The organism is Rhizobium sp. WYJ-E13, from assembly GCF_018987265.1.
Taxonomy (GTDB): Bacteria; Pseudomonadota; Alphaproteobacteria; order Rhizobiales; family Rhizobiaceae; genus Rhizobium.
Genome location: NZ_CP076853.1, coordinates 3,581,163 through 3,605,374 on the forward strand (window position 1 = coordinate 3,581,163; position 24,212 = coordinate 3,605,374).

Sequence of the window (24,212 nt, forward strand, 5' to 3'; positions counted from 1 at the left end):
ATCTTTCGTCCGGCAATTTCATATAAAAATACCGGCAGCGCAGGGGTGGTGCCGGGCGGGGGTTGGAGATGAGTGCGGTGTTGAAGAATATTGGTATCATCGGTGCGGGTCAGATGGGCTGCGGCATCGCGCATGTTTCGGCCGCCGCAGGATACAAGGTTCACATCTACGATCTCTCTCAGGACCGCATTGAATCCGGCCTTGCCACCATCAACGGCAATTTTGCGCGCCAGGTGACGAATGGAAAGATGACCGATGAAGAGCGCAGTGCAGCGCTTTCGCGCATCACCGGCTCCGCGGATGTCAACGACCTCGCCCCCTCCGATCTCGTCATCGAAGCGGCGACCGAGGATGAAAGCGTCAAGCGCAAGATCTACACGCAGGTCTGTCCGGTGCTGAAGCCGGAAGCGATCCTTGCCACCAACACATCTTCACTGTCGATCACCCGGCTCGCGGCGGCGACCGATCGCCCCGAGCGCTTCATGGGCATCCATTTCATGAACCCGGTGCCGGTCATGAAGCTGGTGGAACTGGTGCGCGGCATTGCAACGGAAGAGACGACCTTTTCCGCCGCCCGGGAATTCGTCGCGTCGCTGGAAAAGACCGTCACGGTCGCCGAGGATTTCCCGGCCTTTATCGTCAATCGTATCCTGCTGCCGATGATCAATGAAGCGATCTATACGCTTTACGAGGGCGTCGGCACTGTCGATGCTATCGATACCGCCATGAAGCTCGGGGCCAACCATCCGATGGGTCCGCTGCAGCTTGCCGATTTCATCGGCCTCGATACCTGCCTGTCGATCATGCAGGTCTTGCATGACGGCCTCGCCGACAGCAAGTATCGTCCCTGCCCGCTGCTGGTGAAGTATGTCGAGGCTGGCTGGCTCGGCCGCAAGTCCGGCCGCGGCTTCTACGATTATCGTGGCGAAACACCGGTTCCAACCCGCTGACCGGATCAGCGCCTGAAAAGGCGAATGGAACAAACGCGCGAGACATGCTTTCCTTGCGATGAACGGAAGGAAAATGACATGTCGAGCGAATTGCCGATGTTCCTGCTGCAATGCTGCGTCCTGATCGGACTTGCAGGTGTCTTCCTCATTCGCGGCGCCGGCGACTCCTGACCAGCATTCTTACGACCCTACGGCACCCTTGATCAGCGCCTTGGCGTCCTCGCTGTCCCAGGCAGCTGGGCCGTTCATAGCCGAGATCAGGCAACCCTTGTCATCGAGCAGCAGCGTGACCGGAAGACCGAAGGCAAGCCCTTCTTTTTTCAGGCTATTGAAGACGCCGATCGTATTGTCACGGTAGAGCTGCAGGGCTTCCACACCTATTTCGCTGAGAAATGCCTTCGGCTTCTCATCGTCGCCAGTATCGATATTGATAGGCACGACCTGGAACTTGTCACTGCCCATCTCCTTTTCCAGCGCATTCAGCGCCGGCATCTCCTCGCGGCAGGGCACGCACCATGTAGCCCAAAGATTGAGAAGCACCGTCTTGCCGGCGAAATGATCGAGCGTCATCGGCTTGCCGTCGGGACCGTTGAAGGCGACGGTCTCAAGCTTCTTCGGCTGGTTGGCAGCGACCATCGCGGCGACCTGACCCTTCATGAGCGACGTCAGGTTGGCGGCGCGCTCTTTCGTCAGCGGGCATTCGGCCGAAGCCGTATCACCGATACCATTGCCAATGCCCGTCTCCTTCACGTATACCGCTGCCGCACCGGCAACAACGCCTGCAACGGCGGCGATTGCGATCAGTTTCACGGACGGCAGGCCGAAGGGTTTTTTCGTCGTCATTACATTCTCCAGGACGGGCATCTTCCATGGCCGAGGACAACACGGACACCAAATCCTCCAACCAGATGTGGGGCGGACGTTTCGCCTCCGGCCCCGATGCGATCATGGAGGAGATAAATGCCTCGATCGGTTTCGACAAGAAGCTGTTTGCCCAGGATATCCGCGGATCGATCGCCCACGCCACGATGCTCGCCCATCAGGGCATCATTTCATCAGACGATAAGGACAAGATCGTTCACGGGCTAAACACGATCCTGTCAGAGATCGAAAGCGGCAATTTCGAATTCTCCCGCCAACTCGAAGACATTCACATGAACGTCGAGGCCCGGCTTGCGACCCTCATCGGCCCGGCCGCCGGCCGCCTGCACACGGCCCGCTCGCGCAACGACCAGGTGGCGCTCGATTTCCGTCTCTGGGTGAAGGAAGAACTGCAGAAGACGGAGGCTATGCTGACGAACCTGATCGCAGCCTTCCTCGATCGTGCCGAGGAACATGCAGACAGCGTCATGCCCGGCTTCACCCATCTCCAGACCGCTCAGCCGGTCACCTTCGGCCATCACTGCATGGCCTATGTGGAAATGTTCGGCCGTGATCGTTCACGCGTGCGCCATGCGATTGAACACCTCGATGAAAGTCCGATCGGCGCGGCAGCGCTTGCCGGCACTGGCTATCCGATCGACCGCCACATGACGGCCAAGACTCTCGGCTTCCGCGAGCCGACCCGCAACTCGATCGACACTGTCTCCGATCGTGACTTCGCCATCGAATTCCTCGCGATTGCCGCGATCTGCGCCGTGCATCTCTCGCGCCTCGCCGAAGAGATCGTCATCTGGTCGACGCCGCAATTCGGTTTCGTGCGCCTCTCCGACGCCTTCTCGACCGGTTCCTCCATCATGCCGCAGAAGAAAAACCCGGATGCGGCCGAGCTCGTGCGCGCCAAGACCGGCCGCATCAACGGTTCGCTGATCGCCCTGCTGACGATCATGAAGGGCCTGCCGCTCGCCTATTCCAAGGACATGCAGGAAGACAAGGAACAGGTCTTCGACGCCGCCGAAAGCCTGGAACTGGCGATTGCCGCCATGGCCGGCATGGTGCGTGACATGACGATCAACACGATCAGAATGAAGGCGGCAGCCGGCTCCGGTTACTCGACGGCGACCGACCTCGCCGACTGGCTGGTGCGCGAGGCAGGCCTTCCGTTCCGCGACGCCCATCATGTCACCGGCCGCGCCGTGGCGCTCGCCGAAAGCAAGAGCTGCGCTCTCTCGGAACTTCCGCTCGCCGATCTGCAGGCAATCAATCACGCCATCACCGACAAGGTCTATGACGTTCTGACGGTCGAAGCTTCGGTCGCCAGCCGCAAGAGCTTCGGCGGCACAGCACCTTCGGAAGTCAGGAAGCAGATCGCCTATTGGCGCGACCGCAACTGACGCATATCCCGGCGGACCGGAAACTGCCTCATCGTTCGGAAATGCGCACAGGACGAAGCTTCAATAATCAGGGTGCACAAGGCAGATAAACTTCGCTATGAAGGTGCCAGCCAGTGCCCGATATGAGGATATCCATGCAGACGAGCTTGCCGCATTTCATCCGCCTCACGGTGGTTCTTACCGTCATCGGCCTTGCCGTTGCCGGATGCGGCCGCAAGGGCGACCTCGATCCGCCGAGCGCCAATGCAACGAAGGGCGGCGATATCTCCAAGCCGACGAAACAACCAGGCTCCGTCGACAAGCCCTTTATTCTCGATCCCCTTCTCTAAGGCCCTGCTACCGTGAACCATTTCGAGTATCGCGACGGCATTCTCCACGCCGAGAACGTTTCCGTTCCTGAGATCGCCAAGGCGGTCGGCACGCCTTTCTACGTCTATTCAACGGCAACGCTCGAGCGCCATTACCGGGTCTTCACTGAGGCCTTCGGCGATGTCGATTCCATGGTCTGTTATGCGATGAAGGCCAATTCGAACCAGGCCGTGCTGAAAACGCTCGGCCGGCTCGGCGCCGGTATCGACGTCGTGTCCGAAGGCGAATTGCGCCGCGCACTGGCCGCCGGCATTCCCGCCGACCGCATCATGTTCTCCGGCGTCGGCAAGACACCGAACGAGATGGATTACGCACTCGAAGCCGGCATCTACTGCTTCAATGTCGAATCCGAACCGGAACTCGAAGTCCTCAACCAGCGTGCCACGCGTGCCGGCAAGAAAGCCCCTGTTTCCTTCCGCATCAATCCCGATGTCGATGCCCGTACCCATGCCAAGATTTCGACCGGCAAGAAGGAAAACAAGTTCGGCATATCCTGGGAGCGCGCCCGGACGATCTATGCCCGCGCCGCCAGCCTGCCCGGCATCGAAGTGACCGGCATCGACATGCATATCGGCAGCCAGATCACCGAGCTGCGGCCCTTCGACGATGCCTTCAAGCTGCTGCATGATCTGGTCAACACGCTGCGTGCCGATGGTCATGACATCCACCATGTCGATATCGGCGGCGGTCTCGGCATTCCCTACAAGGACGACAACAATCCGCCTCCCCTGCCGGACGCCTATGCCTCTGTTGTCAAGAACCAGCTTCGCGCCCTGAACTGCAAGATCGTTACCGAGCCCGGCCGTCTGATCGTCGGCAATGCCGGCATCCTCGTCACTGAAGTCATCTATGTGAAGGACGGCGGCGAAAAGACCTTCGTGATCGTCGATGGCGCGATGAACGACCTCATCCGCCCGACCCTCTACGAGGCTTATCACGAGATCAAGCCGGTGGTGATTTCGGCTGCCAACGCTCCGCGCATCCGTGCCGATGTCGTCGGCCCCGTCTGCGAAACTGGCGACTACCTCGCGCTCGACCGCGAGATGGCGACCCCGAAACCGGGCGACCTCTTGGCCGTCGGCACGGCTGGCGCCTATGGCGCGGTCCAGGCCGGCACCTATAACAGCCGCCTCCTCGTGCCTGAAGTGCTGGTCAAGGGCGACGAATTCCATGTGATTCGCCCGCGCCGCACCTATTCGGAACTGATCGGTCTCGATTCCGTTCCGGCCTGGCTGGACTAAAAGTCGCAATCACTTTTTGGCGACCGCATACGAAAAACCGGCATTCACAGGCCATCGCCCTCGCCTTCGCCATAAAGAGTGTTATCCTCTTCCTTCGCGAGCGTATTGCCCAGCAATCGCCGGAAGCGCCCTCTGTTTCCTGAACGCCAGATCGCGGAGACCGGATTGATGACAAGCCCCGCAAGGCAGAAGAAGAAAGGCGCATTCGCGCTTCAACCCTCTCTGGCGCGGCTGGTGGCGGCAAAACGTTTCCTGGCCAGGATCGTGCTTTTCGCCGAGCAGGTCCTTCCGCTGCTGATGCCGGCTGTCTGCGTCATCGCGGTCTATCTCTCCGTCTCCTGGTTCGGCTTTTTCCGCATTGTGCCGGACTGGCTGCGCATCCTTCTCCTGACTGCTTCTGCTGCTGGTTTCCTCGCTTCGCTGCTGCCGTTGCGTTTTCTTCGCTGGCCACGGGTGAGCGAGGCCGACCGCATGCTGGAAGAGCGCAACGGCCTGCCGCATCAGCCCGTCATGGTGCAGGAGGATGAGCCGGCTTTCGATACACCCTTCTCACGCGCGTTGTGGCGCGAACACCAGACACGCATGGCGCGGAAGATCGCAACGCTGGACGCCGGCCTGCCGCGGCCCGATATCGCCCGGTACGACCGCTTTGCGCTGCGGGCCATTCCGGCGTTACTCGTCGTCACGGCCTTCGGCTACTCGCTGTCGATCAACGGCGGCTCCGTAGCCGACGCATTTCAGCCTGCGCCCGCGCAGGTAACGAGCAACCCGGCCGTGCGTATCGACGCGTGGGTGACCCCGCCCGCCTATACCGGCCGACCGCCGATCTATCTGACAGCAGATGGCAGCGAGCAGGCGCCGATCGGCATTCCGCAGTTTTCCAACCTGACGGTGCGTGTCAGCGGCGGCCAGTCGACCGAGAAGGTCATCTTTAGGAAGGCCAACGGCGAAAGCCAGGAAATCGCCGTTCAGGAAGACACCCGGCCACAGCAGCCGACTGGGCGCGTCAATGCAGAACAGGCTTCAGGTGCAGCCACAGCACCCCAGCAGATGGCGCAGACGCATATTATGAAGCTTGAGGAGAATGGCGCGCTGCAGGCGAACGGCCGCACCTGGAGTTTCGACGTGCTGCCCGACAAGGCGCCGGAAATCGCCTTTGACGGCATGCCACGCCGCGCCGTCAACGGTGCGCTGGAAATCGGCTTCACGGTGAAGGACGATTACGGCGTGCAGGAAGCCCGTGCCGAGATCGTGCCGGTCGAATCCGATCCGGCCGCAACGCTACTCTATCCGCTGCCGGAATTCCGGCTGGACATTCCCCGCCGCAATGCGCGGGACGGCAAAGGCCTGACAAGCAAGAACCTGACCGAACATCCGCTCGCCGGCAAACGCGTGCGTATCACCCTCGTCGCCAAGGATGCCGCCGGGCAGACGGGTCGCAGCCCGCCCTATGAGATGGTCATGCCCTCGCGGCCCTTCAGCGAGCCGCTCGCTGCCGCCGTTGCCGAAGAACGCCAGACCTTTGCCCTCGACACCCGCAAGATGCCGGAAGCGATCGCGTTGAACGAAGCTCTGACGATCCGGCCCGAGGAGACAATCCCGAACACGACCCACTATCTGCTGATCGAATCAGCACTTGCGCGCATGAAGCTCGCCAAGGGTGACGAGCAGCTCAAGGATACGGCCCAGTATCTCTGGGACATCGCGCTGGGCATCGAGGAAGGTGACCTTTCGCTTGCCGAACGGCGGCTGCGCGACGCCCAGCAGAACCTCGCCGATGCACTGAACCGCAATGCGCCTGACGCGGAGATCAAGAAGCTGATGGACGAGCTCCGCAAGGCGATGCAGGACTATATGAATGAGCTCGCCGAGCGTCTGCAGAACATGCCGATGCAGCCCAACCAGAATGCCCAGAATTTCCTGCGCCAGCAGGATCTGCAGCGCATGATGGACCAGATCGAAAACCTGGCCCGGTCAGGCAATCGAGATGCTGCCCAGCAGATGCTCTCCGACCTGCAGCGACTGATGAACAACCTGCAGACGGCCCGCCCGCAGCGCGGCCAGCAGCAAGAAAACAGCCAGCTGACGCAGCAGATGGACAAACTCGGCCAGATCCTGCGCGACCAGCAGAAGCTGATGGAGCAAACTTTTCGCCTCGACCAGCAGCTCCGCGACCGCATGCAGCGTGGCGATCCCAACATGGACGACATGATACCGGGCGAGGAAGACCAGCAGCAGCAGGGCCAACAGGGCCAACAGGAACAGCAGCCCGGGGACCAGATGACGGCGGAGCAACTGCGCGAAGCGTTAAAGCAGCTCCGCGCACAGCAGGATGCGCTCGGTAAACGGTTGCAGGAACTGCAGAAGAGCCTTGGCGATATGGGCATGAAGCCGGGCGAAGGTTTCGGTCAGGCACAGCGCGAGATGGAAGGTGCCGGCCGCGACCTCGGCCAGGGCAATGGCAGCAGCGCCCTGGAAGGGCAGGGCCGGGCTCTCGAAGCCTTGCGCAAGGGCGCTCGTGACATGATGAGCCAGATGATGCAGGCACAACAGGGCCAGCAAGGACAGCAGGGTCCGAACGGTCAGCTCGGCCAGGGCAACCAGAACGGCCGCGATCCGCTTGGCCGCCCACGTCAAACCGATCTTGGGCCGGATATGAACAATGATGTGAAGATACCCGATGAGATCGATGTTCAGCGCGCCCGTGAGATTCTGGACGCTATCCGCGAAAAACTCGGCAACAATCCAACCCAGGCGATCGAGCGACAGTATCTCGAGCGGCTGCTGGATATTCAGTGATGTTGGGAAAATGCGTGGCTATTGGCGTGCCCTAAGGCACGCCCGCGTCACAAAATGTCAGGCCACAAGCGCCCGCGCCACGGCCTTGCGGATGTCCGGCAGGGCGAAGGGTTTCGGCACGACATCGATGATCTTTTCGGCGAGGTCGTCGGCCCGTTCACGCTGTTCGGCATAGCCGGTCATCAGCAGGATTTTCAATGCCGGAAAGGCGTCCTTCGCCTGATGCGCAAGTTCGATGCCGTCCATGACCGGCATACGGATGTCGGAGAGCAGCAAGTCGTAGCTGCCGCCCCTCAGCTTTTCCAGCCCTTCCGCGCCATCGGCGGCTTCATCGGTCTCATGACCGTCAAGGCGTAGTGCCCGGGCTACGAAAGTACGAAGGGAATCCTCGTCTTCCGTGATCAGAATTTTTGCCATCTGTGCATTGCTCCGTCGTCATGCCCCGCAACGGAGATCGCATGCGGTTCCCTAGCGATCGGTAAACACGCCAGGCCGATCTGCGGAATGGTTAACAACCCGTCTTGAAGCAGGACGCCTTAAGCGTCACCGGTAACCACGCCGACGAAGGGCAGTTCGCGGAAGGCGTAGGCGACATCCATGCCGTAGCCGACGACGAAATAGTCTGGGCACTCGAAGCCCACATAATCTGCCTCCAACTCCTCCTTGCGCTTGACCCGCTTGTCGAGCAGTACGGCGATGGTGACGTTGCGTGCCCCGCGCTCGTAGAGCAGTTCCTTGGCAAACCGCAGCGTGCGGCCGGATTCGAGGATGTCGTCGATGAGCAGGACGTCGCGGTCCTTAACGTCGCTGTCGATGTCCTTGACGATACGCACGCCCTGCGAAACCGTACCCGCGCCGTAGCTTGAGAGCGTGATGAATTCGACCTCGGGAGCAAGGCCCGTATCGTGCAGGGCACGCAGCAGATCGGCCGCGAAGATGAACGAGCCCTTGAGCACAGCGATGACCAGGAGGTCCTTCGTCGGGCCGGCGGCGATATCCTGCGCCATGGAATGATTGCGCTCGGCGATCTGCTCGGCGGTGAAGAGCGGCTCGATGTTTTTTCCGCGCACGACAGGCATAAAGGCTTGCTCCACAAAAAAGAAGGGTAAGCCGTTAGCACATTAATTCCGGCGAAACACCCCGGAAGGACATGTTTTCCCGCCTGCCAACCCAAAAACGCCTCTCGGCGCTCAAGGCATGAAGGAAAGCCGGACCTCAGGCACCTTGCCCCCGGCATGCTGCACGCGAGCGGAAAAGCCGCGGCTTTGGCCGGCATAGATGGCATCCGTCGGCGGCGTAATGACGATACTCGCCGTCAGCCGCTCGTCGGCGACGAGATCGGCGCGGATCGGCTGCACCGATTGCGTGACGCCGCTGTCATTCTCGATGATGCCGTTGATGAGCAGGATGCGCATACCATTGGCATCGCGCGGCGTGATCGTGACATGCGAGAAATGAAGAGCGGTGGCGGCGGAAGCCTCGTCCCGCGAAAGGCCGGAGAACCCGCCGGCAAGACCGAATACCAGAACGAAGAGTGCAATCACCAGCGCCGCAAAACCGCGCGCCGACGCGCGCTGCAGCCAGATCTCCATCCCACGCAGGATCGCGGCGGCAGTAGCAAGCAGGACTGGCGGTTCGGTGTTGAGCGGAGCGCTGCGACGGCGATTGTCGTTACGGGTCGTATCGCGGGCACCGGCAGACGCGCCTTGCGGCTGTGCCTTACCGACGACAACGAATTCGGCATCGGCAACGTCATCCCTGCGCGGCATGCGGCGGGGCCGCCGGATAGCCGGTTCCGGCGGCAGAAAATCATAGGCTCGGCCGGCGGCCTGTCCTGTGAAGGAGGATGCTTCCATGGTGGCGACCTCTCGGATGTCCACATGGTTTCACTGCCCAAGACAATCTTGGCATTGAAACGAATCCAGCCCAGTCGTAAATTTCAATGGTTAATGCTTCGCAAAGATCGCCATCAAACGGGCGTCTTTCCGGCAAAATTTACCCGCTGTTAACGGTGTTGGTTAACAAGTCATGCGGTGAAACCACGAAAGACTGAGCTGCCCGTTGATCCACTTCGAGAATGTCGGTTTGCGATATGGTATGGGACCGGAAATCCTCCGGGACCTGACCTTCGACATCCCGAAAAAGTCCTTCCAGTTTCTGACCGGCCCGTCCGGTGCCGGCAAGACCACGCTGCTGCGCCTGCTCTTCATGTCGCTGCAGCCGACCCGCGGCCTGATCCGCATGTTCGGGCGCGACATATCCGAGATTCCCCGCCCGGAGCTGCCGCTGCTGCGCCGCCGTGTCGGCATCGTCTTTCAGGATTTTCGTCTTCTCGACCATCTGACGACCTATGAGAACGTCGCCCTGCCGCTACGCGTGCGCGGCAAGGATGAAAGCACCTACAAGACCGACGTGCTGGAACTTTTGAAATGGGTCGGGCTCGGCGAACGCATCAATGTACTGCCGCCCGTACTCTCAGGCGGCGAGAAGCAGCGCGCTGCAATCGCCCGCGCATTAATGGACCGGCCGGAAGTGCTGCTTGCCGACGAGCCAACCGGCAATGTCGATCCGCCGATGGCCAAGCGCCTGCTGAACCTCTTCATGGAACTCAACCGCCTGGGTACCGCTGTGGTTATCGCCACCCACGATCTCTCGCTGATGGACCAGGTGGAAGCCCGCCGCATGATCCTTTCGGAAGGGCATCTCGACATTTATGACTAAGACGCCCACCAGGACCCGCGCAAAGACGCCCGCCGCTGCCCCCGTCCAGCCCAAGCGGCCGGAGATGCGCGTGCGCCCGACAGCACCGATCCTGCCTCCGTCAAACATTCAGGGCAATGCGCTGACGGTGGTGATCGCCATCATGGCCTTCCTCGCCTGCCTGACGCTCGGCGGCGTCAGCATGGTCCGCTCGACCGCGGCAAGCTGGGAAAGCCAGATCTCCAGGGAGATCACCATCCAGATCAAACCTGACGACAACCTGGACATGGAAAAGGCTCTTGTTCAGGCCCGCGATATCGCGCTGACCTTCGTCGGCACCAAGAGCGGCCAGATCGTTGACGAGGCCGCCACCGCACGCCTTCTCGAGCCCTGGCTCGGCAGCGGGCTGGATATCAAGGAACTACCCGTACCGCGCCTCGTCATCATCACCATCGACGAGAGCCATCCGCCGGATTTCGCGGCAATGCGCGACCTGCTGAACGAGAGCATTCCGCAGGCTTTTCTCGACGACCACCGCACCTGGGTCGACAGGTTGGTTGCGATGGCCCGCACCACGGTCATGATCGGTACCGGCGTCCTGCTGCTGGTTTTCACCGCCATGGTACTGACTGTGGTCTTCGCCACGCGCGGCGTACTCTCGGGCAACCGTCACATCGTCGAAGTGCTGCATTTCGTCGGCGCCGAGAGCTCGTTCGTCGCGACGGAATTCCAGAAACATTTTCTGAAGATCAGCCTCAAGGGCTCGGCGATCGGCAGCGCCCTGGCCGCCCTCTTTTTCGCAGGCGCCGGCGTCCTGCAGAGCAGGACGATCGCCACACCCGAGACAGATCAGGCAACGGCCCTTTTCGGTACCTTTTCGGTCGGGGCGCTCGGCTATCTCGGCATCTTCGCGACGATGATCGTGATCGCACTGCTGACAACCGTGACCGCACGGCTCACCGTCATGCGCACGATCTATGAAATCGATACATTGCGCTCCGACCCGACGCGCGCGGACGGTATAGCGAATTAGTGTCGCCATGCCGTTTTGCCACGAAAGCGTCTGTTCCGCGCCGCAATCAGCGTATAATCACGACTCATGACGATGGGCCATACGACACGCAATCCGATTCGCCCGGACCCGGAGCTTGAAGGCCCCGCAAGTGTCCCGCCACGGCGTGGCCCAATCCGCCGTATCTTGCGCTGGATGGGCTTTTCCTGCGTGTTGATTGCTGCGCTGATCTTCGGCGGCTTTTTGCGCTTTGCAGATTCGGTGACGACCCTGAAGCCACCTGCCGAGCCGCGGGCGGACGCGATCATCGTGCTGACCGGCGGCTACCAGCGCATCGATCAGGCCGTCGAACTCCTGCAGAAGGGCGCCGGCAAGCGGCTGCTGATATCGGGCGCGCATCCTTCCACCACGCCAACGCAGATCCGCAGGATGACTCAAGGCTCTGCTGATCTCTTCTCCTGCTGCGTCGATATCGGTTACGACGCGCTCGATACGATCGGCAATGCCGAGGAGGCATCGAACTGGATTCACGCCATGGGCTACAGGAGCATTTTGGTCGTCACCAATAACTACCACATGCCGCGCAGCCTCGCCGAGCTCTCCTATGTCGATCCCGACATCCAATTCATCCCCTATCCTGTCGTCAATTCCGATCTGAAGACGCGCGATTGGTTCACCGATCCGAACGCCTTGCGCGTCATGCTGGCCGAATACGCCAAACTACTGCTGGCCGGCACGCGCAACATCGTCGGCCTGCGCCATACCGGCCTGCGTTCCGCCAACTTGACCGGCCAGAGCTGAGGCTTTTATACGCTCCGGCAATCAGACGCTTTTTATGACGGACAATATCGTGTAGGCCGGTCGGCGTGACCGTGCCTCGGGAAAATTTCATGATCGCCCTGCGTTCCGTTCTGTTCAACACGATCTTCTACGCCAACCTCATCATCAGGATGATCGTGCTCTCCCCCTTCTACTTCATCGCGCCGCGCAAGCTCGCCTACAGCGTTCCCAAAAACTGGGCGCGCTCGAACCACTGGCTGATGCGGGTGATCGTCGGCACTACCTTCGAGATCGAGGGTTTGGAGAACCTGCCTGACGGCAGCTACATCATTTCCCCGAAGCATCAGTCCTTTTGGGACACTTATGCCCTGCTGCCCAACCTCGAGGACCCGGTCTATATTCTCAAGCGCGAACTGATGTGGATCCCGCTTTTCGGCTGGTACGCCAAGAGGCAGCGCATGATCCCGGTGGACCGCGGTGCGCGCGGCAAGGTGATGGTGGAGGTGCTGAAGCGCACCAAGCTGGAGCTCGCCACCGGCCGCCAGCTCATCATCTATCCCGAGGGCACACGCCGCCCACCGGGCGCTGAGCCAGTCTACAAATACGGCATCGCCCGCATGTATCGCGACCTGCAGATCCCGGTCGTGCCCATCGTCATGCATCCAGGCCTGTTCTGGCCGCGCCGCAGTGCCATGCGTTATCCCGGTCATTTCAAAGTGCGGATTCTACCACCCATCATGCCCGGCATGGACCCCGACGCCTTCTTTGCCCATCTGATCGACGTAACGGAAAGCGCCAGCGATCAGCTTCTGATCGACACGGTGGAGCGCAATCCGCATGTTCCACTGCCGCCGACCGCCGTGAAGCGGCTGGCTGAACTGCGCAAAGAGGAAGCCGCGACTGCCTAAGCTGTCGCGCGTAGTCGTGTGATTTCCTCGACCACTTGCTCCAGCCACCGGTCGCGAATACCCATCTCCTTCAGATGGGAAAGCGTATTGAAGACATAGACATCGTTCGGGCCGGACTGGCCGACCGAGACATCGACGACCCGCGCGGCAGCAAGCGCATCCAGTGCACCGGCATATTGCTCGTGGGCGCGATCGACCACATAGGCGACCGCCCGTGCGCTGCGACCATCCGAAAGCTGCAGCGGCAGATGCCGTTCCAGATAGACATTGGTGACGAGTTCGCGGGCTCGCAGATAGTCAATGACCTCGTCCCACTTGTCCGGTGCGACACGGAAAGCCATGCCTCGACAGGCGCCGCCCCTGTCGAGGCCGAGGACGAGACCGGGATTTTCACGATTGCCGCGATGAACGAAGGAACGGACGCAGAGCGAGCGCCGGTAGCCATGAATCAGGGCCTGCGACCGCTCGACGAATTCGAAGCCCGGATTCCACATCAACGAGCCGTAGCCAAATACCCAAAATTCGTCCATATCGCACGCCAGATCAAAATCAGATTTCGCTCTCACCATTGGAGAACATCATGGCAGCGTCAAGCCAATCCGGCAGCGGCCACTATAGCAGCGGCAGGAAATTCTGGTTACTGGGCGGCGCCATTCTTCTGGTGATCGCTCTCTATACGGGCGGCTGGTTCTACGCAGCTTCCGCGCTGAAAAAGACAGTGCTGACCGCCATCGCTCCCCGCGCCGATACCGGCGTCAGCGGCGAATGCTCCGATATCGAATTCCGCGGTTTCCCCTTCCGCATCGGGCTCTTCTGCTCGAAGGTGGATGTCGATGACACTGTCAACGGCATCTCCGCCACCTTCGGTGCGCTCCGCTCCGCCGCCCAGGTCTACGCCCCCGGCCACATCGTCTGGGAACTTGACGCACCGGCTGAAATCCGCACCGCGCAGGGCCTGACGGTCAATGCCCAATGGGACAATCTGCAATCGAGCCTCGCCACCAAGGCGCAGGGCATCGACCGCACCTCGACCGTCATTGACGGGCTGAAGGCCGTGGCCATTTCCTCCTTCACCGGGCAGACCGTCAATTTCGATGCCGCCCGCACCGAGATCCACCTGCGGCAGAACGGAGCGGATCTCGACGGCGCGATCTCGGTCGAAAACGCCAATGCTGTGGTCAAGGACTGGCCGCAGGTCTTCCCGAAATTCTCCGCGAGCGCCGATCTCACGCTGACGGGCAAGGCCGGGATGATCGATGGCACCGACAAACAAGGTATTCACGGTTCTCAGGGCGAGCTTCGCCGTATCGTCGCCGATCTCGGCGACGGCAAGGTGATGACCATCTCCGGCCCCTTCGCCTTCGACGAAAACGGCTTCCTTTCCGGCAAGTTCAAGCTGGAGATTGAACAGCTCGGCCCCTGGGGTGAAAGCATCAAGCAAACCTTCCCCGACATGGCCTCGACCGTCGATACGGCGACGAAGCTCCTGAAGGCGCTTGCCGGTGGTGGCGACAAAGTTTCCGTCGATCTGGTCGTCGATCACGGCAATGCAACTGTGAGCGGCTTCATTCCGCTCGGCAAGATCCCGCCGGTTTAGTCGAGCTTCTTGAGAAAGAAGACTTCCGGCACCGTCTGGATGCCGGGCAGTTCGATCGATCCGGTTTCAGAAAAACCGTTGCGGCGATGCCAGTCCTGCGGACGGCTTTCATCGCACTCGCTCGAGGTCATCAAAAGACGTGCACCGCTCTCGCGCATATCCTTTTCCCAGGCGAGAAACAGCGCCGTGCCGACACCGGACCGGCGATGACGAGCCACCACCCGGATCATTTCCATATAGGGGATCCTGCCCCAGAAGCGGGAGAAGCGCAGGAAGCCGACAATCTCACCTTGCTCGCGGGCGATCAGATATTCGCCGAGATCGATGCAACGCGAAATCCAGGCCTCGCCGACATGGCTGTCTTCGCGAAGCAGCCATTCCTTGTCCGTCTGGCCAGGCTTCGCAATCTCCACCATGACTATTTCTTCTCCAGCGGGTGCGGGCGGCCAAAGTCCGGCGCATCCACGTCCTGGCCGGCCTGGACGATCGAACGGCGGATGGCACGGGTGCGGGTGAAGAGTTCGAAAATCTTGTCGCCCTCGCCCCAGCGGATCGCCCGCTGCAGATAGGCGAGATCTTCCGAAAAACGCGCCAGCATTTCCAGGATCGCATCACGATTATGCAGGCAGACATCGCGCCACATGGTCGGGTCGGAGGCGGCCAGACGCGTGAAATCGCGGAAACCGGAGGCGGAATATTTGATAACTTCCGATTCCGTCACGGTCTCCAGATCGTCGGCCGTGCCGACAATATTGTAGGCTATGAGATGGGGCAGGTGAGAAACGATCGCGAGCACCTTGTCGTGATGCTGGGCGTCCATTTCGTCGACTCGGGAGCCGAGCGCTTCCCAGAAACTGCGCAGCGTCTTCAGCGCGGTCGGATCGGTTCCTTCGAGCGGCGTCAGGATGCACCAACGCCCCTGGAAGAGGCCGGGGAAGCCCGCATCCGGGCCAGATTTTTCCGTACCCGCAATTGGATGGCCGGCAATGAAATGCACATGGCTGGGCATGTGCGGCTGCATCTGAGCAATCACGGAAGCCTTGGTCGAACCGACGTCGGTGACGATCGCACCCGGCTTCAGATTGCCGGCGATCTCTTTCGCCACACTTTCGGAAGCGCCGACCGGCACCGATACGATGACGAGATCGGCATCCTTAACCGCTTCTTCCGAGGAGGTCGTATAGCGATCGCCAAGCTCCAGTTCTTCGGCACGCTTCAGCGTCTCGGCGCTGCGCGTCGCGATGACCACCTCATTGGCTAGGCCCAATCGCTTGATGTCATGAGCAAGCGAAGAGCCGATCAGGCCGATTCCGATCAGGGTGATGCGATTGAACTGCACTGTCATGCCTTGCGTCCCATGAATTCGCCAAGCGCCTCGATGACGCCGCGATTGGCTTCTTCCGGACCGATGCTCATGCGCAGCGAGTTCGGAAAACCATAGCCGCGAACCGCACGCAGGATGTAGCCGCGGCTCGTAAGGAACTCATCGGCATCCGTTGCCCGCTTGCCGTCGACGTCGGGGAAATGGATGAGAACGAAGTTGGCGACCGACGGCGTGACCACCAGGCCGATCGCCTCGAATGCGCTCGTCAGCTTCTCGATCCACATCTGGTTGAAGGAAACGGCCTCCTGGACAAAGGACTGGTCGCGGATCGCCACAGCACCCGCAGCGATTGCCGGCGCATTCATGTTGAAAGGCCCGCGCACACGGTTCAGCGCATCGATAATCTCGGCCGGCGCATATATCCAGCCGACACGCAGCGCCGCAAGGCCATAAACTTTCGAGAAGGTGCGCGTCATGACGACATTGGCGTTCGACGAGACGACTTCGATGCCGGCTTCGTAGTCATTGCGGCGAACATATTCCGCATAGGCTGCATCGAGCACGAGGATGACATGCTTCGGCAGGCCGGCCTGCAGGCGGCGGATCTCGCTGACGGGAATATAGGTGCCCGTCGGATTGCCGGGATTGGCTATGAAGACGATCTTCGTCTTGCCCGTCACCGCAGCAAGGATCGCATCGACATCGACCGTATGGTCCTTTTCCTTGGCCACGACAGGTGTGGCGCCGGCACCCATGATCTGGATCTTGTAGACGAGAAAGCCATGCTCGGTAATGATGCCTTCGTCCCCGGGACCGAGATAGACATGGCATAGCAGGCCGAGCAGCTCGTCGGAACCGTTGCCGCACAGGATGTTTGCCGGATTGAGGCCGTGCACCGAAGCGATCGCCTCGCGCAGCTCGTACGCCTGACCGTCGGGGTAACGTTCGAGATTGCCTGCGGAAGCCTTGAATGCTTCAATCGCCTTGGGGCTGGCGCCGAGCGGCGTCTCGTTGGAGGAGAGCTTGTAGACGCGGACGACACCCGGCGCGTGCTCCTTGCCCGGCACATAGGTAGCGATATCCAAAATACCGGGACGCGGAACGGGCTTGCTCATCTCAACGCTCATGGATCGACCTTGGAAATTGCCGGAAAGCCGGCGAAAGACTTGAGTGCAATTAAAGCGGAATGGCGATTTTGTCGAGGGCTGCAGGGCCTGGAGCGTTTCCTGGTCAGATTGCAGCATTCTGACCAGGAAATGCTCTAGCGGCTGCGCGTGGTCGGCACGCCATGCGGCGCAAGGACCGGCACAAAAACGCGGCGTGAAGCACGCGCGGCAACAGGAAGGCCCTGATAGAGCCGCTTCTGCGCCTCGACGATGATGACGCCCGAAAAAGCTGGCCACAGCGTGCGGCCGATCCGCTCGAAACCGCGGCGCAGGCGCAGCACCGCGCGCAGTTTCGATGGCGGGAAGAACAGCGCCTCGGCTGTGGCGCCTGGCGTGAAATTGGTCTCGCGCAGCAGATGGGTCAGCTGACCGCGCGAATAAGGCCGGCCCGAACCGAAAGGCGTATGCTCCATGCGCGCCCAGACACCACGGCGGTTCGGCACGACGATGATGAGCCGTCCACCCGGCGCCAGCACCCGCCAGAGTTCCTTCAGCGTCTCGCGCGGGCTTTCGGCAAATTCCAGTGAATGCACCATCAGCACCCGGTCGATGGAAGAATCCGGCAGCGGCAATTCCTCGTCGAAGATCAATGCGGTGGAGGAAAGCGAGCCGACAGGCCAGTTCACTGCCCCTTGCCCCGCCGGCATGAAAGCAAACGTGCGTTCCGTATCCGCCTGGAACCGGTCGAGGAAGGGTACGGAATAACCAATGCCCACAAGCCTCTCCTGCGGCAGGCGCACCCAGAGCGACGACAGCGCCATGGCAATCGACTGCTCGGCCATGTGTCCAAGCTCGGAATGATAGAATTGGCGAAGGTCTACGATATCGGCGTGCATTATCCCAAATGTTATCAGTGACCGGTTGGACTTCAAGGCCGGAACCTCTACATTCCCGGTCAGTTCAAGGGATAAGGGATTATTTGAGCAATGAAACCTTTGGAATTAGAAGTTTTTCTCTGCCGCAGCGACAATTTCGGCGTTCTCGTCCATGACCCGGAAACCGGGCAGACCGCTTCGATCGACGCGCCTGATGCGGCAGCCGTGGAAGCCGCAGCCGTGCGCCGCGGCTGGAACATCACCCATATCTTCACGACCCATCACCATATCGACCATGTGGAAGGCAATCTGGCGCTGAAGGAACAATACGACCTGGAGATCATCGGGCCGGTCAACGAAGCGGTGGCGATCCCCGGCCTGGACAAGACGATGGGTGATGGGGACAGCTTCCTCTTCGGCGACCACACGGTCAACGTCATCGAAACGCCCGGCCACACGGCGGGCCATATCTGCTACCACTTTGTCGACGACAAGCTGCTCTTTGCTGCCGATACGCTTTTTGCGCTCGGCTGTGGCCGCCTGTTCGAACGCCCCGCCGCCGACATGTGGCATTCGCTGCAGAAGCTTGCCGTTCTTCCGGATGAGACCGCCGTCTATTTCGGCCACGAATATACGCTCTCCAACGCCCGTTTCGCGGTCACCATCGATCCGGACAACGAGCGCCTGAAAAGCCGCGCAGCGGAAATCGAGGCATTGCGCGCCGAAGGCAAATTCACCATTCCGACGACGCTGGCGTTCGAAAAAGAAACCAATCCCTTCCTGCGCGCGGCCGATCCGGCCATCCGTCGCAACCTGCTGATGGAAGGCAAGACCAATGAAGAGGTCTTCGCCGAGATCCGCAAGCGCAAGGACAATTTCTAGAGCATGGCCGGCAAAGACCTTACCCCTGAGATCATCATCCGCGAGCTCGGGATGCAACCCCATCCCGAAGGCGGTTGGTATGTGCAGACCTTTCGCGACAAGAATGGCGGCGAACGCGGCCATTCGACGGCAATCTATTATCTGCTGGCGAAGGGCCAGCGCTCGCACTGGCACCGCGTGCATGACGCCGCAGAAGCCTGGCACTATTATGCCGGTGCGCCGTTGGCGCTGCATCGTTCCGAAGACGGCAGCCACAGCGAGACGCTGAAGCTCGGCACCGATATTGCTGGCGGCGAGCGGCCGCAGGCAATCATCCCCGCCAACTGGTGGCAATCGGCCGAGACGCTCGGCGACTATACGCTGGTCGGCTGTACGGTGGCGCCCGGCTTCGAATTCTCGAAATTCGAGATGGCGCCGCCTGACTGGAAACCCGGCGCTTAAGCTTGTTCCGCCACCGGCTGCATCTGCGGCTTGCGGCGAAACATTTCTTGCGCTGCCAGCACCGCGCCGCCGGTGATCAGCAGGCAGGCAAGCACAATACGCCAACTGGGCTCGGCAATGCCGAAGACGGCCAGGATCAGCGTTGAAAGCAGTGGCGCGGCATAACTTGCGGCGCCAAGGATCTGAATATCGCCGTTCTTGACCCCGTAATCCCATGCATAAAAGGCTGCGCCGACGGGGAAAAGGCCAAGGCCGACGACGGCAATCCATTCAAAGCCCGCCTCCGGCCAGACGGTTGTCTCAAGACCCAAATGGCAGATCAGCGAAAGCGCCGACGTCGCAAGGCAGAAGCCGGTGACGACATCAGTCGAAACGGCATCGAAACGCCGCGTCAGCAGCGAATAACCGGACCATGTGAAGGCGCAGAGAAATGCCGCGCCATAGCCGACGGCATAGGCGCCGTTGAAATCGATGCCGTTACGCCCGACGATTAGGAAGGTGCCGCAAAGACCTGCCAGAGCGCCGACGATGTGATACCAGCGCAACCTCTCGCCCGGCAGCAGCGCCGAACCGACCACTATCAGCAGCGGCCAGAGATAGGCAATCAATCCTGCCTCGACGGCCGGCGCATTCCTGAGCGCCGTGAAATAGAGGAAGTGATAGCCGAACAGACCGGCAATGCCCGTGATCCAGACCTTTGCCGGCTGCCTCAGAAGGGCGATGCGCGACGGGTTGAGGATAAGCATGAGAATGCCGGGAATGCTGCCGATGGCAAAGCAGATGGCCGAAAGCTGGAACGGCGGCATCTTGCCGGAAGCGGCCGTAAAGAGGGCCAGGAACGACCACATGAGAATGGCCGCAAAACCGATCAACGTCGCTCGAAGCTTCACCCATCCCCCTCGCGGAGACTTATGAAAGCTCCGTCAGCTGTTCACGCGGCCGTACTTCACAGCCGTGATCGTCACCGTCCCGTATTCCGTGGGAATGCGGACGTAGACCGGAGCATATACATTTGCCGCCTGCGCCTTGGCAAACCAGATTTCCATGCGGTTGCTCTTGCTGAGGTAGACGAGATCCTTACGTCCCTTCTTGTAGCCGGAGCGCGGAATGAAGCGCACGCCGCAGACGGTCGCCTTGCCCTTGAACCCATCGGTCGAGAAATCTTCATCGCCCTTCGGCGAAAGCACAAGGTCCATGCGCGTCTCACCGTCGAATATCGGCAGCTTCTGTGAACAGACATCGGTATCGCCGGTGAAGATGAGGCCCGAGATCGGGTCGAGCACGGCGCGCATATCCCCCTGCGTTACCGGAATCCATTCCTTCGGCCGGCGCGGCTCCGGTGTAGTGGTGGCCGAAACGATATTGCCGTTGCGGTAGCTGACCTCGTAGGTGCGAACCTTTTTGCCGGTCTTGTAATAGAGGACATATTTTGCCGCCTGCAGCCGGTCATTGCGTACCATCCCGGTAACGCTGGTCTTGGCCAGGATATCGGTGACGAGATCGGCAAGCCCGGCCGATTTGATGTCGCCGTCGATTTTGTAGCTGTGATCGTCTTCGATCTTGGTGAGAAAGGCCGCCCGCGCGATCGTCAGGCCGGCAAGGGCTACCCTGTACTCCGTACGGTGCTGTACTTCGCTTGCACCGGCCGGCAGGGCCAGAAGCGCCGCAAATGCCGAAACTAAAATCCGTCTGCCCAGATGAGCCATGGTGAGAGCCTTGTCCTGCCGGGCCGCTTGCGCCCTTGCACTACGGTCTATACTCCTGCCGCATTGCTAAGAAAACAGCAGCTTTTTGACAGAATTGCGGGAAAGGCCAAGGTTTTGGCTTGACGCGCGCGACCGGTCTGACTATAGAACCGCAACTTTCCAATCATGGCCTGTTGGATTGCGCAGTCGGTTGTTGCCGGACTGTCCTTCAATGGCCCGAGAAAAACAAGAATAGGTGTTCCATGTCCCGCATGTGCGAATTGACCGGCAAGGCAGTCCTGACTGGTAACAATGTCAGCCATGCCAACAACAAGACCAAGCGCCGGTTCCTCCCGAACCTGTGTCAGGTTACGCTGATCTCCGACGCGCTCGGCCAGCGTTACCGTCTTCGCGTTTCGGCTGCTGCTCTTCGTTCCGTCGAGCATCGTGGCGGCCTAGATGCCTTCCTTTTGAAAGCAAACGAAGGCGAACTTTCGATGCGCGCCCGTCTGCTGCGTCGCCAGATCGTCAAGAAGACTGCTGAAGTGGCTGCTGCCTAAGCTTCGGAAAACGTCCTTCTAAAGCTTTGAAAGGCTTGCACGGATAATACCCGGACAAGCCTTTTGCTTTGCCAGGCTGGCCATAGGTCCAGCCTGAAATTTTTACTCGAACTGGTGGCATCACCCAGGATAAAAAAATGCTGACGACCCGCTATACCCTTATCTATGTCGCGCTGATGACGCTCGTCGTCGTCGCCTCCAACTTCCTCGTTCAGTTTCCACTGAACGCGACGGTCGCCGGCATCAATCTCGCCGACATTCTCACCTGGGGCGCCTTCTCCTATCCGATCGCCTTCCTGATCACCGACCTGACGAACCGCCAGTTCGGCCCGCAGGCTGCGCGCAAGGTGGTTTTCGCCGGCTTTGTCGTTGGTGTCGCGCTTTCTTTCTTCACCGCGGTGCCGCGTATCGCGATCGCCTCCGGCTCGGCCTATCTCGCCGGCCAGCTTCTCGATATCGCCGTCTTCAACCACCTGCGCCGTCAGGCTTGGTGGCGCGCGCCGCTCGTCGGCTCGCTGATCGGCTCGGCGCTGGATACCGTGATGTTCTTTTCGCTGTCCTTCGCCGCCTTCTTCGTCTTCCTCGGCCCGAACGAGCCCTTCGCGCTGGAAAATGCGCCGATCTTCGGCATTCTCTCGACGGAAGCTCCGCGCTGGATCTCCTGGGCACTCGGCGATTTCGCGGTAAAGATGCTTGTCGGCCTGGTGATGTTGCTGCCCTATGGCGCGCTCATGAACGTGCTGCGCCCAATGCAATCCGCTCCGGCGCGGTAAACACCGTCCGCATCCGGCCTCGGATCGGAATCTTCGCATTCCCCACCTTGCTTCTCGCCTTGGATGGAGATCATTTCTGGTCGAGCGACCCAGGAAAACGCTCAGACCATGAATGTTGGGCGGGCTGGCTGCAGACCTTGCTGCAGCCAGCCCGCCCAACCAATGGCAACGCCAACCGCAGGTCTCACGACGACTACAGCATCGGCCCGAAAATCGGAATCGATTTTCGGAAAGCCTGATGCGTAGTTTCAAAGAGTTAGGGCGTCCTTTGTTCGTCCGAATGGACGCACAAAGGACGCCCTGCCATGATCGCCGGGTGGCTCAGCACCTCCGCAACGAGCTCTCCGACAGGCCGTGATGAATCGAGCCGCAAGATCGGCCTTGTCAGCGTTTTCAGCCACTCCTCATGCCCGACGAGACTTCGACGTTCCGGTCCCGCCGTATCGTAGCTCTCTGCCCATTCCATGAATTCGCGACTTTTCGCCGCCATGTCACCACCAGGCCTGATCCTGTCGCCGTAACGCTCCTCCTCGCGCTTACAGATGCGCTTCATACGCGTCGTGGGATCGATCCTCAGAAAGACCACCAGATCGTAAAGCGGCTCGAATTCCGCGCCCCATTTCATTGCCGAGCCGGAAAGCACCCAGCCGACATGAGGCAACGCTTCTTGCCTGAGCATCGCGATACGCGCCCCAACCTCGCGCGGCGTCGTAAAGGGCGGATCGGTCGGCATCCAGAAGAAATCGTCGGTATCGAGATGACGGATGCCAAGCGTTTCAGCCAGCGCCAGGCCGAGCGTGGACGTGCCGGAACCCGAGGCTCCCGTGATATGGATGTGCATGATACGCTCTCTTAAAGGGTGATATCCGCGAAGGGACGGACCGGATAGCGCAGAGTTATGACAGCCGTTCGACGGCCATTCAATCGACCAGCCGGAACTCCAGCATCAGATTGCGCTGCAGGATGGAGTGATTGTCGTCCGACACTAGAACGACATGCGTCGTGCCATCGGCTGCCTGGAAGGCATCGAACCCTTCCATATTGTCGATATTGTAATTGAAATTGCCCTCGACGAGCAACTCGCCGTTCACGATGGCGCCCGGCTTGACGTCCGCACCCTTGATGCGGCGAATGCGCATGCCGATGCCTTCGGCCATGTTGAAGCGCCGCTCCAGAAGAAGCAGGTCGCCACCCGGCAGGAAGGCACCATCAGTTACATCGAAGCTGCCATCCTTCTCGACCGTGAACTGCCCCTTCAGTGGCCCGTCCAGAATAGCCGCAAGCCGGTTGCCGTCTTCGTCGAGACTGCGCTCCGCCACGATTACGGGCGCGCCTTTCAGCGGACTCGAGGCAGGGGCCACGACAACAGTTTCAATGCCGCGGTTTGCCCGCATCTCGTCGCGGGGAATGAGGATCCCGACCGTCGACAGGGATCGCGAGTCGAGAAAACCGGGGTCCGGATAGACGTCGACGCGATGGTCCTGCTCGAAGGAGACGAGAATCCGGTCGCCATCCAACGCGAGGCCTTCCGCATCCATGTGGCCCTTGCCCTCATAGGTCCGGCCGACGCGATCCCGCATCGGCGTGATCTCGACGCCCGTAAGGCCCGACAGCCTGCCCTTGGCGTCGCGTTCGATGCTGCCGGTCAGCCAGTGCCCGGTATCGAGAACGCCGACGAAACCCTTGCCGTCAGGCCGCATGCGGATGGAGGAAAGCGAGCCGAAGAGCGAATTGCTCGACACCATCTCCAGCCCGCCGATAAATTCCAAGGGGCCGAAGCGGATTTCGTTACGGCCGATATGGAAATCCGAAATCTGCCGGCTGATGATCTTTGCGGGCTCGCCCCCACAAGCGCCAGACAACCCTGTCACGAGGCCAAGGACGACCAGGGCCGCACGAGACAGATTTCCAAACGCCATGCGGAAGTTTCCCCGAGA

At 60.6% G+C, this 24,212-nt stretch carries 27 protein-coding genes; 14 read left to right on the forward strand and 13 right to left on the reverse strand.

All coding sequences use genetic code 11. The annotated features are described in order from the left end of the window. The first annotated feature begins 68 nt into the window (after positions 1-68). Positions 69-950, forward strand: a complete 882-nt coding sequence (locus KQ933_RS17820; RefSeq protein WP_216756095.1) for a 3-hydroxybutyryl-CoA dehydrogenase — start codon at positions 69-71, stop codon at positions 948-950. 180 nt (positions 951-1,130) lie between these two features. Here KQ933_RS17820 and KQ933_RS17825 read toward each other — a convergent pair whose 3' ends face one another. Next, on the reverse strand, positions 1,131-1,793 hold the full coding sequence (locus KQ933_RS17825) for a TlpA disulfide reductase family protein (RefSeq protein ID WP_216756096.1): 663 nt from the start codon (positions 1,791-1,793) through the stop codon (positions 1,131-1,133). Positions 1,794-1,819: 26 nt separating this feature from the next. Here KQ933_RS17825 and argH point away from each other — a divergent pair, with 26 nt between their 5' ends. From argH to KQ933_RS17845, 4 genes are all read left to right on the forward strand, one after another. Beyond that, the gene (gene argH / locus KQ933_RS17830) at positions 1,820-3,223 is read left to right on the forward strand and encodes an argininosuccinate lyase (RefSeq protein WP_216756097.1); all 1,404 of its coding nucleotides are present in this window, start codon (positions 1,820-1,822) and stop codon (positions 3,221-3,223) included. A gap of 134 nt (positions 3,224-3,357) precedes the next feature. Next, positions 3,358-3,552, forward strand: coding sequence for a lipoprotein (locus KQ933_RS17835; RefSeq protein ID WP_216756098.1), 195 nt, complete (start codon positions 3,358-3,360; stop codon positions 3,550-3,552). A 12-nt stretch (positions 3,553-3,564) separates the two neighbouring features. Then, positions 3,565-4,833 (forward strand): diaminopimelate decarboxylase, encoded by a 1,269-nt coding sequence (gene lysA, locus KQ933_RS17840; protein ID WP_216756099.1) that lies wholly within the window; start codon positions 3,565-3,567, stop codon positions 4,831-4,833. A 168-nt stretch (positions 4,834-5,001) separates the two neighbouring features. After that, positions 5,002-7,632 carry a TIGR02302 family protein gene (locus tag KQ933_RS17845; RefSeq protein ID WP_216756100.1) on the forward strand — a complete coding sequence of 877 codons (2,631 nt, stop codon included), beginning with the start codon at positions 5,002-5,004 and terminating at the stop codon, positions 7,630-7,632. 57 nt (positions 7,633-7,689) lie between these two features. Here KQ933_RS17845 and KQ933_RS17850 read toward each other — a convergent pair whose 3' ends face one another. The 3 genes from KQ933_RS17850 to KQ933_RS17860 all read right to left on the reverse strand — a co-directional run bounded on the left by KQ933_RS17850 (position 7,690) and on the right by KQ933_RS17860 (position 9,488). Beyond that, complete coding sequence (locus KQ933_RS17850; protein WP_216756101.1) at positions 7,690-8,049, reverse strand: response regulator; 360 nt, start codon at positions 8,047-8,049, stop codon at positions 7,690-7,692. 119 nt (positions 8,050-8,168) lie between these two features. After that, the gene (hpt, locus tag KQ933_RS17855; protein ID WP_007825075.1) at positions 8,169-8,711 is read right to left on the reverse strand and encodes a hypoxanthine phosphoribosyltransferase; all 543 of its coding nucleotides are present in this window, start codon (positions 8,709-8,711) and stop codon (positions 8,169-8,171) included. Positions 8,712-8,822: 111 nt separating this feature from the next. Further along, positions 8,823-9,488 carry a hypothetical protein gene (locus KQ933_RS17860; protein ID WP_216756102.1) on the reverse strand — a complete coding sequence of 222 codons (666 nt, stop codon included), beginning with the start codon at positions 9,486-9,488 and terminating at the stop codon, positions 8,823-8,825. A 205-nt stretch (positions 9,489-9,693) separates the two neighbouring features. On the opposite strand from KQ933_RS17860, the gene ftsE reads away from it, so the two are divergent. The 4 genes from ftsE (at position 9,694) to KQ933_RS17880 (ending at position 13,032) form a co-directional block, all read left to right on the forward strand. After that, a complete protein-coding gene (ftsE, locus tag KQ933_RS17865; protein ID WP_007825071.1) occupies positions 9,694-10,353 on the forward strand; it encodes a cell division ATP-binding protein FtsE in 660 nt (219 codons plus the stop codon). Beyond that, complete coding sequence (locus KQ933_RS17870; protein WP_216756103.1) at positions 10,346-11,365, forward strand: ABC transporter permease; 1,020 nt, start codon at positions 10,346-10,348, stop codon at positions 11,363-11,365. The genes ftsE and KQ933_RS17870 overlap by 8 nt, the downstream gene beginning before the upstream one ends. 66 nt (positions 11,366-11,431) lie before the next feature. Then, entirely contained in the window at positions 11,432-12,145 is a 714-nt protein-coding gene (locus KQ933_RS17875) for a YdcF family protein (RefSeq protein ID WP_216756104.1), read from the forward strand. 89 nt (positions 12,146-12,234) lie between these two features. Continuing rightward, entirely contained in the window at positions 12,235-13,032 is a 798-nt protein-coding gene (locus KQ933_RS17880) for a 1-acyl-sn-glycerol-3-phosphate acyltransferase (protein ID WP_216756105.1), read from the forward strand. Here the strand turns inward: KQ933_RS17880 and KQ933_RS17885 are convergent. After that, positions 13,029-13,562 carry a gamma-glutamylcyclotransferase gene (locus KQ933_RS17885; RefSeq protein ID WP_216756106.1) on the reverse strand — a complete coding sequence of 178 codons (534 nt, stop codon included), beginning with the start codon at positions 13,560-13,562 and terminating at the stop codon, positions 13,029-13,031. The two genes, KQ933_RS17880 and KQ933_RS17885, sit on opposite strands and share 4 nt — an antisense overlap. A gap of 50 nt (positions 13,563-13,612) precedes the next feature. Here KQ933_RS17885 and KQ933_RS17890 point away from each other — a divergent pair, with 50 nt between their 5' ends. Further along, positions 13,613-14,629 (forward strand): DUF2125 domain-containing protein, encoded by a 1,017-nt coding sequence (locus tag KQ933_RS17890; protein WP_216756107.1) that lies wholly within the window; start codon positions 13,613-13,615, stop codon positions 14,627-14,629. Here KQ933_RS17890 and KQ933_RS17895 read toward each other — a convergent pair. From KQ933_RS17895 to KQ933_RS17910, 4 genes are all read right to left on the reverse strand, one after another. Then, positions 14,626-15,045 carry a GNAT family N-acetyltransferase gene (locus tag KQ933_RS17895; protein WP_216756108.1) on the reverse strand — a complete coding sequence of 140 codons (420 nt, stop codon included), beginning with the start codon at positions 15,043-15,045 and terminating at the stop codon, positions 14,626-14,628. The two genes, KQ933_RS17890 and KQ933_RS17895, sit on opposite strands and share 4 nt — an antisense overlap. A 2-nt stretch (positions 15,046-15,047) precedes the next feature. Then, positions 15,048-15,992, reverse strand: coding sequence for a prephenate/arogenate dehydrogenase family protein (locus tag KQ933_RS17900; protein ID WP_253958332.1), 945 nt, complete (start codon positions 15,990-15,992; stop codon positions 15,048-15,050). Then, positions 15,971-17,080, reverse strand: a complete 1,110-nt coding sequence (hisC, locus tag KQ933_RS17905) for a histidinol-phosphate transaminase (RefSeq protein WP_216756110.1) — start codon at positions 17,078-17,080, stop codon at positions 15,971-15,973. The genes KQ933_RS17900 and hisC overlap by 22 nt, the downstream gene beginning before the upstream one ends. A 134-nt stretch (positions 17,081-17,214) precedes the next feature. Next, positions 17,215-17,991 (reverse strand): class I SAM-dependent methyltransferase, encoded by a 777-nt coding sequence (locus KQ933_RS17910; RefSeq protein ID WP_216756111.1) that lies wholly within the window; start codon positions 17,989-17,991, stop codon positions 17,215-17,217. 54 nt (positions 17,992-18,045) lie between these two features. Between KQ933_RS17910 and gloB the strand changes: the two genes are divergently transcribed. Continuing rightward, positions 18,046-18,816, forward strand: a complete 771-nt coding sequence (gloB, locus tag KQ933_RS17915) for a hydroxyacylglutathione hydrolase (RefSeq protein ID WP_216756112.1) — start codon at positions 18,046-18,048, stop codon at positions 18,814-18,816. 3 nt (positions 18,817-18,819) lie between these two features. Beyond that, positions 18,820-19,257, forward strand: coding sequence for a cupin domain-containing protein (locus KQ933_RS17920; RefSeq protein ID WP_216756113.1), 438 nt, complete (start codon positions 18,820-18,822; stop codon positions 19,255-19,257). Here the strand turns inward: KQ933_RS17920 and KQ933_RS17925 are convergent. Together KQ933_RS17925 and KQ933_RS17930 are read right to left on the reverse strand one after the other, a co-directional pair. Continuing rightward, positions 19,254-20,147, reverse strand: coding sequence for a DMT family transporter (locus tag KQ933_RS17925; protein WP_216756114.1), 894 nt, complete (start codon positions 20,145-20,147; stop codon positions 19,254-19,256). The two genes, KQ933_RS17920 and KQ933_RS17925, sit on opposite strands and share 4 nt — an antisense overlap. A gap of 33 nt (positions 20,148-20,180) precedes the next feature. Beyond that, positions 20,181-20,963, reverse strand: coding sequence for a DUF3108 domain-containing protein (locus KQ933_RS17930; protein ID WP_183734302.1), 783 nt, complete (start codon positions 20,961-20,963; stop codon positions 20,181-20,183). A gap of 242 nt (positions 20,964-21,205) precedes the next feature. Between KQ933_RS17930 and rpmB the strand changes: the two genes are divergently transcribed. Next, positions 21,206-21,502: a 50S ribosomal protein L28 gene (gene rpmB / locus KQ933_RS17935; RefSeq protein WP_183734303.1), complete on the forward strand. Its 297-nt coding sequence runs from the start codon at positions 21,206-21,208 to the stop codon at positions 21,500-21,502. Between the two features lie 137 nt (positions 21,503-21,639). Continuing rightward, on the forward strand, positions 21,640-22,275 hold the full coding sequence (locus KQ933_RS17940; RefSeq protein ID WP_216756115.1) for a VUT family protein: 636 nt from the start codon (positions 21,640-21,642) through the stop codon (positions 22,273-22,275). Between the two features lie 256 nt (positions 22,276-22,531). Here the strand turns inward: KQ933_RS17940 and KQ933_RS17945 are convergent, their stop codons facing one another. Together KQ933_RS17945 and KQ933_RS17950 are read right to left on the reverse strand one after the other, a co-directional pair. Continuing rightward, positions 22,532-23,119 (reverse strand): AAA family ATPase, encoded by a 588-nt coding sequence (locus KQ933_RS17945; RefSeq protein WP_216758943.1) that lies wholly within the window; start codon positions 23,117-23,119, stop codon positions 22,532-22,534. Between the two features lie 76 nt (positions 23,120-23,195). Further along, positions 23,196-24,194 (reverse strand): esterase-like activity of phytase family protein, encoded by a 999-nt coding sequence (locus KQ933_RS17950; protein ID WP_216756116.1) that lies wholly within the window; start codon positions 24,192-24,194, stop codon positions 23,196-23,198. Between the last annotated feature and the right edge of the window lie 18 nt (positions 24,195-24,212).

What these genes read in the sequence shown, in the direction of transcription:
- KQ933_RS17825 (WP_216756096.1), bottom strand. Translation starts at nt 1,793, where the DNA reads ATGACGACGAAAAAACCCTTCGGCCTGCCGTCCGTGAAACTGATCGCA.
- KQ933_RS17920 (WP_216756113.1), top strand. Translation starts at nt 18,820, where the DNA reads ATGGCCGGCAAAGACCTTACCCCTGAGATCATCATCCGCGAGCTCGGG.
- KQ933_RS17885 (WP_216756106.1), bottom strand. Translation starts at nt 13,562, where the DNA reads ATGGACGAATTTTGGGTATTTGGCTACGGCTCGTTGATGTGGAATCCG.
- argH (WP_216756097.1), top strand. Translation starts at nt 1,820, where the DNA reads ATGGCCGAGGACAACACGGACACCAAATCCTCCAACCAGATGTGGGGC.
- KQ933_RS17950 (WP_216756116.1), bottom strand. Translation starts at nt 24,194, where the DNA reads ATGGCGTTTGGAAATCTGTCTCGTGCGGCCCTGGTCGTCCTTGGCCTC.
- KQ933_RS17895 (WP_216756108.1), bottom strand. Translation starts at nt 15,045, where the DNA reads ATGGTGGAGATTGCGAAGCCTGGCCAGACGGACAAGGAATGGCTGCTT.
- KQ933_RS17835 (WP_216756098.1), top strand. Translation starts at nt 3,358, where the DNA reads ATGCAGACGAGCTTGCCGCATTTCATCCGCCTCACGGTGGTTCTTACC.
- KQ933_RS17930 (WP_183734302.1), bottom strand. Translation starts at nt 20,963, where the DNA reads ATGGCTCATCTGGGCAGACGGATTTTAGTTTCGGCATTTGCGGCGCTT.
- KQ933_RS17850 (WP_216756101.1), bottom strand. Translation starts at nt 8,049, where the DNA reads ATGGCAAAAATTCTGATCACGGAAGACGAGGATTCCCTTCGTACTTTC.
- KQ933_RS17870 (WP_216756103.1), top strand. Translation starts at nt 10,346, where the DNA reads ATGACTAAGACGCCCACCAGGACCCGCGCAAAGACGCCCGCCGCTGCC.
- KQ933_RS17820 (WP_216756095.1), top strand. Translation starts at nt 69, where the DNA reads ATGAGTGCGGTGTTGAAGAATATTGGTATCATCGGTGCGGGTCAGATG.
- hpt (WP_007825075.1), bottom strand. Translation starts at nt 8,711, where the DNA reads ATGCCTGTCGTGCGCGGAAAAAACATCGAGCCGCTCTTCACCGCCGAG.
- KQ933_RS17890 (WP_216756107.1), top strand. Translation starts at nt 13,613, where the DNA reads ATGGCAGCGTCAAGCCAATCCGGCAGCGGCCACTATAGCAGCGGCAGG.
- KQ933_RS17845 (WP_216756100.1), top strand. Translation starts at nt 5,002, where the DNA reads ATGACAAGCCCCGCAAGGCAGAAGAAGAAAGGCGCATTCGCGCTTCAA.
- hisC (WP_216756110.1), bottom strand. Translation starts at nt 17,080, where the DNA reads ATGAGCGTTGAGATGAGCAAGCCCGTTCCGCGTCCCGGTATTTTGGAT.
- rpmB (WP_183734303.1), top strand. Translation starts at nt 21,206, where the DNA reads ATGTCCCGCATGTGCGAATTGACCGGCAAGGCAGTCCTGACTGGTAAC.
- KQ933_RS17880 (WP_216756105.1), top strand. Translation starts at nt 12,235, where the DNA reads ATGATCGCCCTGCGTTCCGTTCTGTTCAACACGATCTTCTACGCCAAC.
- KQ933_RS17940 (WP_216756115.1), top strand. Translation starts at nt 21,640, where the DNA reads ATGCTGACGACCCGCTATACCCTTATCTATGTCGCGCTGATGACGCTC.
- gloB (WP_216756112.1), top strand. Translation starts at nt 18,046, where the DNA reads ATGAAACCTTTGGAATTAGAAGTTTTTCTCTGCCGCAGCGACAATTTC.
- KQ933_RS17860 (WP_216756102.1), bottom strand. Translation starts at nt 9,488, where the DNA reads ATGGAAGCATCCTCCTTCACAGGACAGGCCGCCGGCCGAGCCTATGAT.
- KQ933_RS17875 (WP_216756104.1), top strand. Translation starts at nt 11,432, where the DNA reads ATGACGATGGGCCATACGACACGCAATCCGATTCGCCCGGACCCGGAG.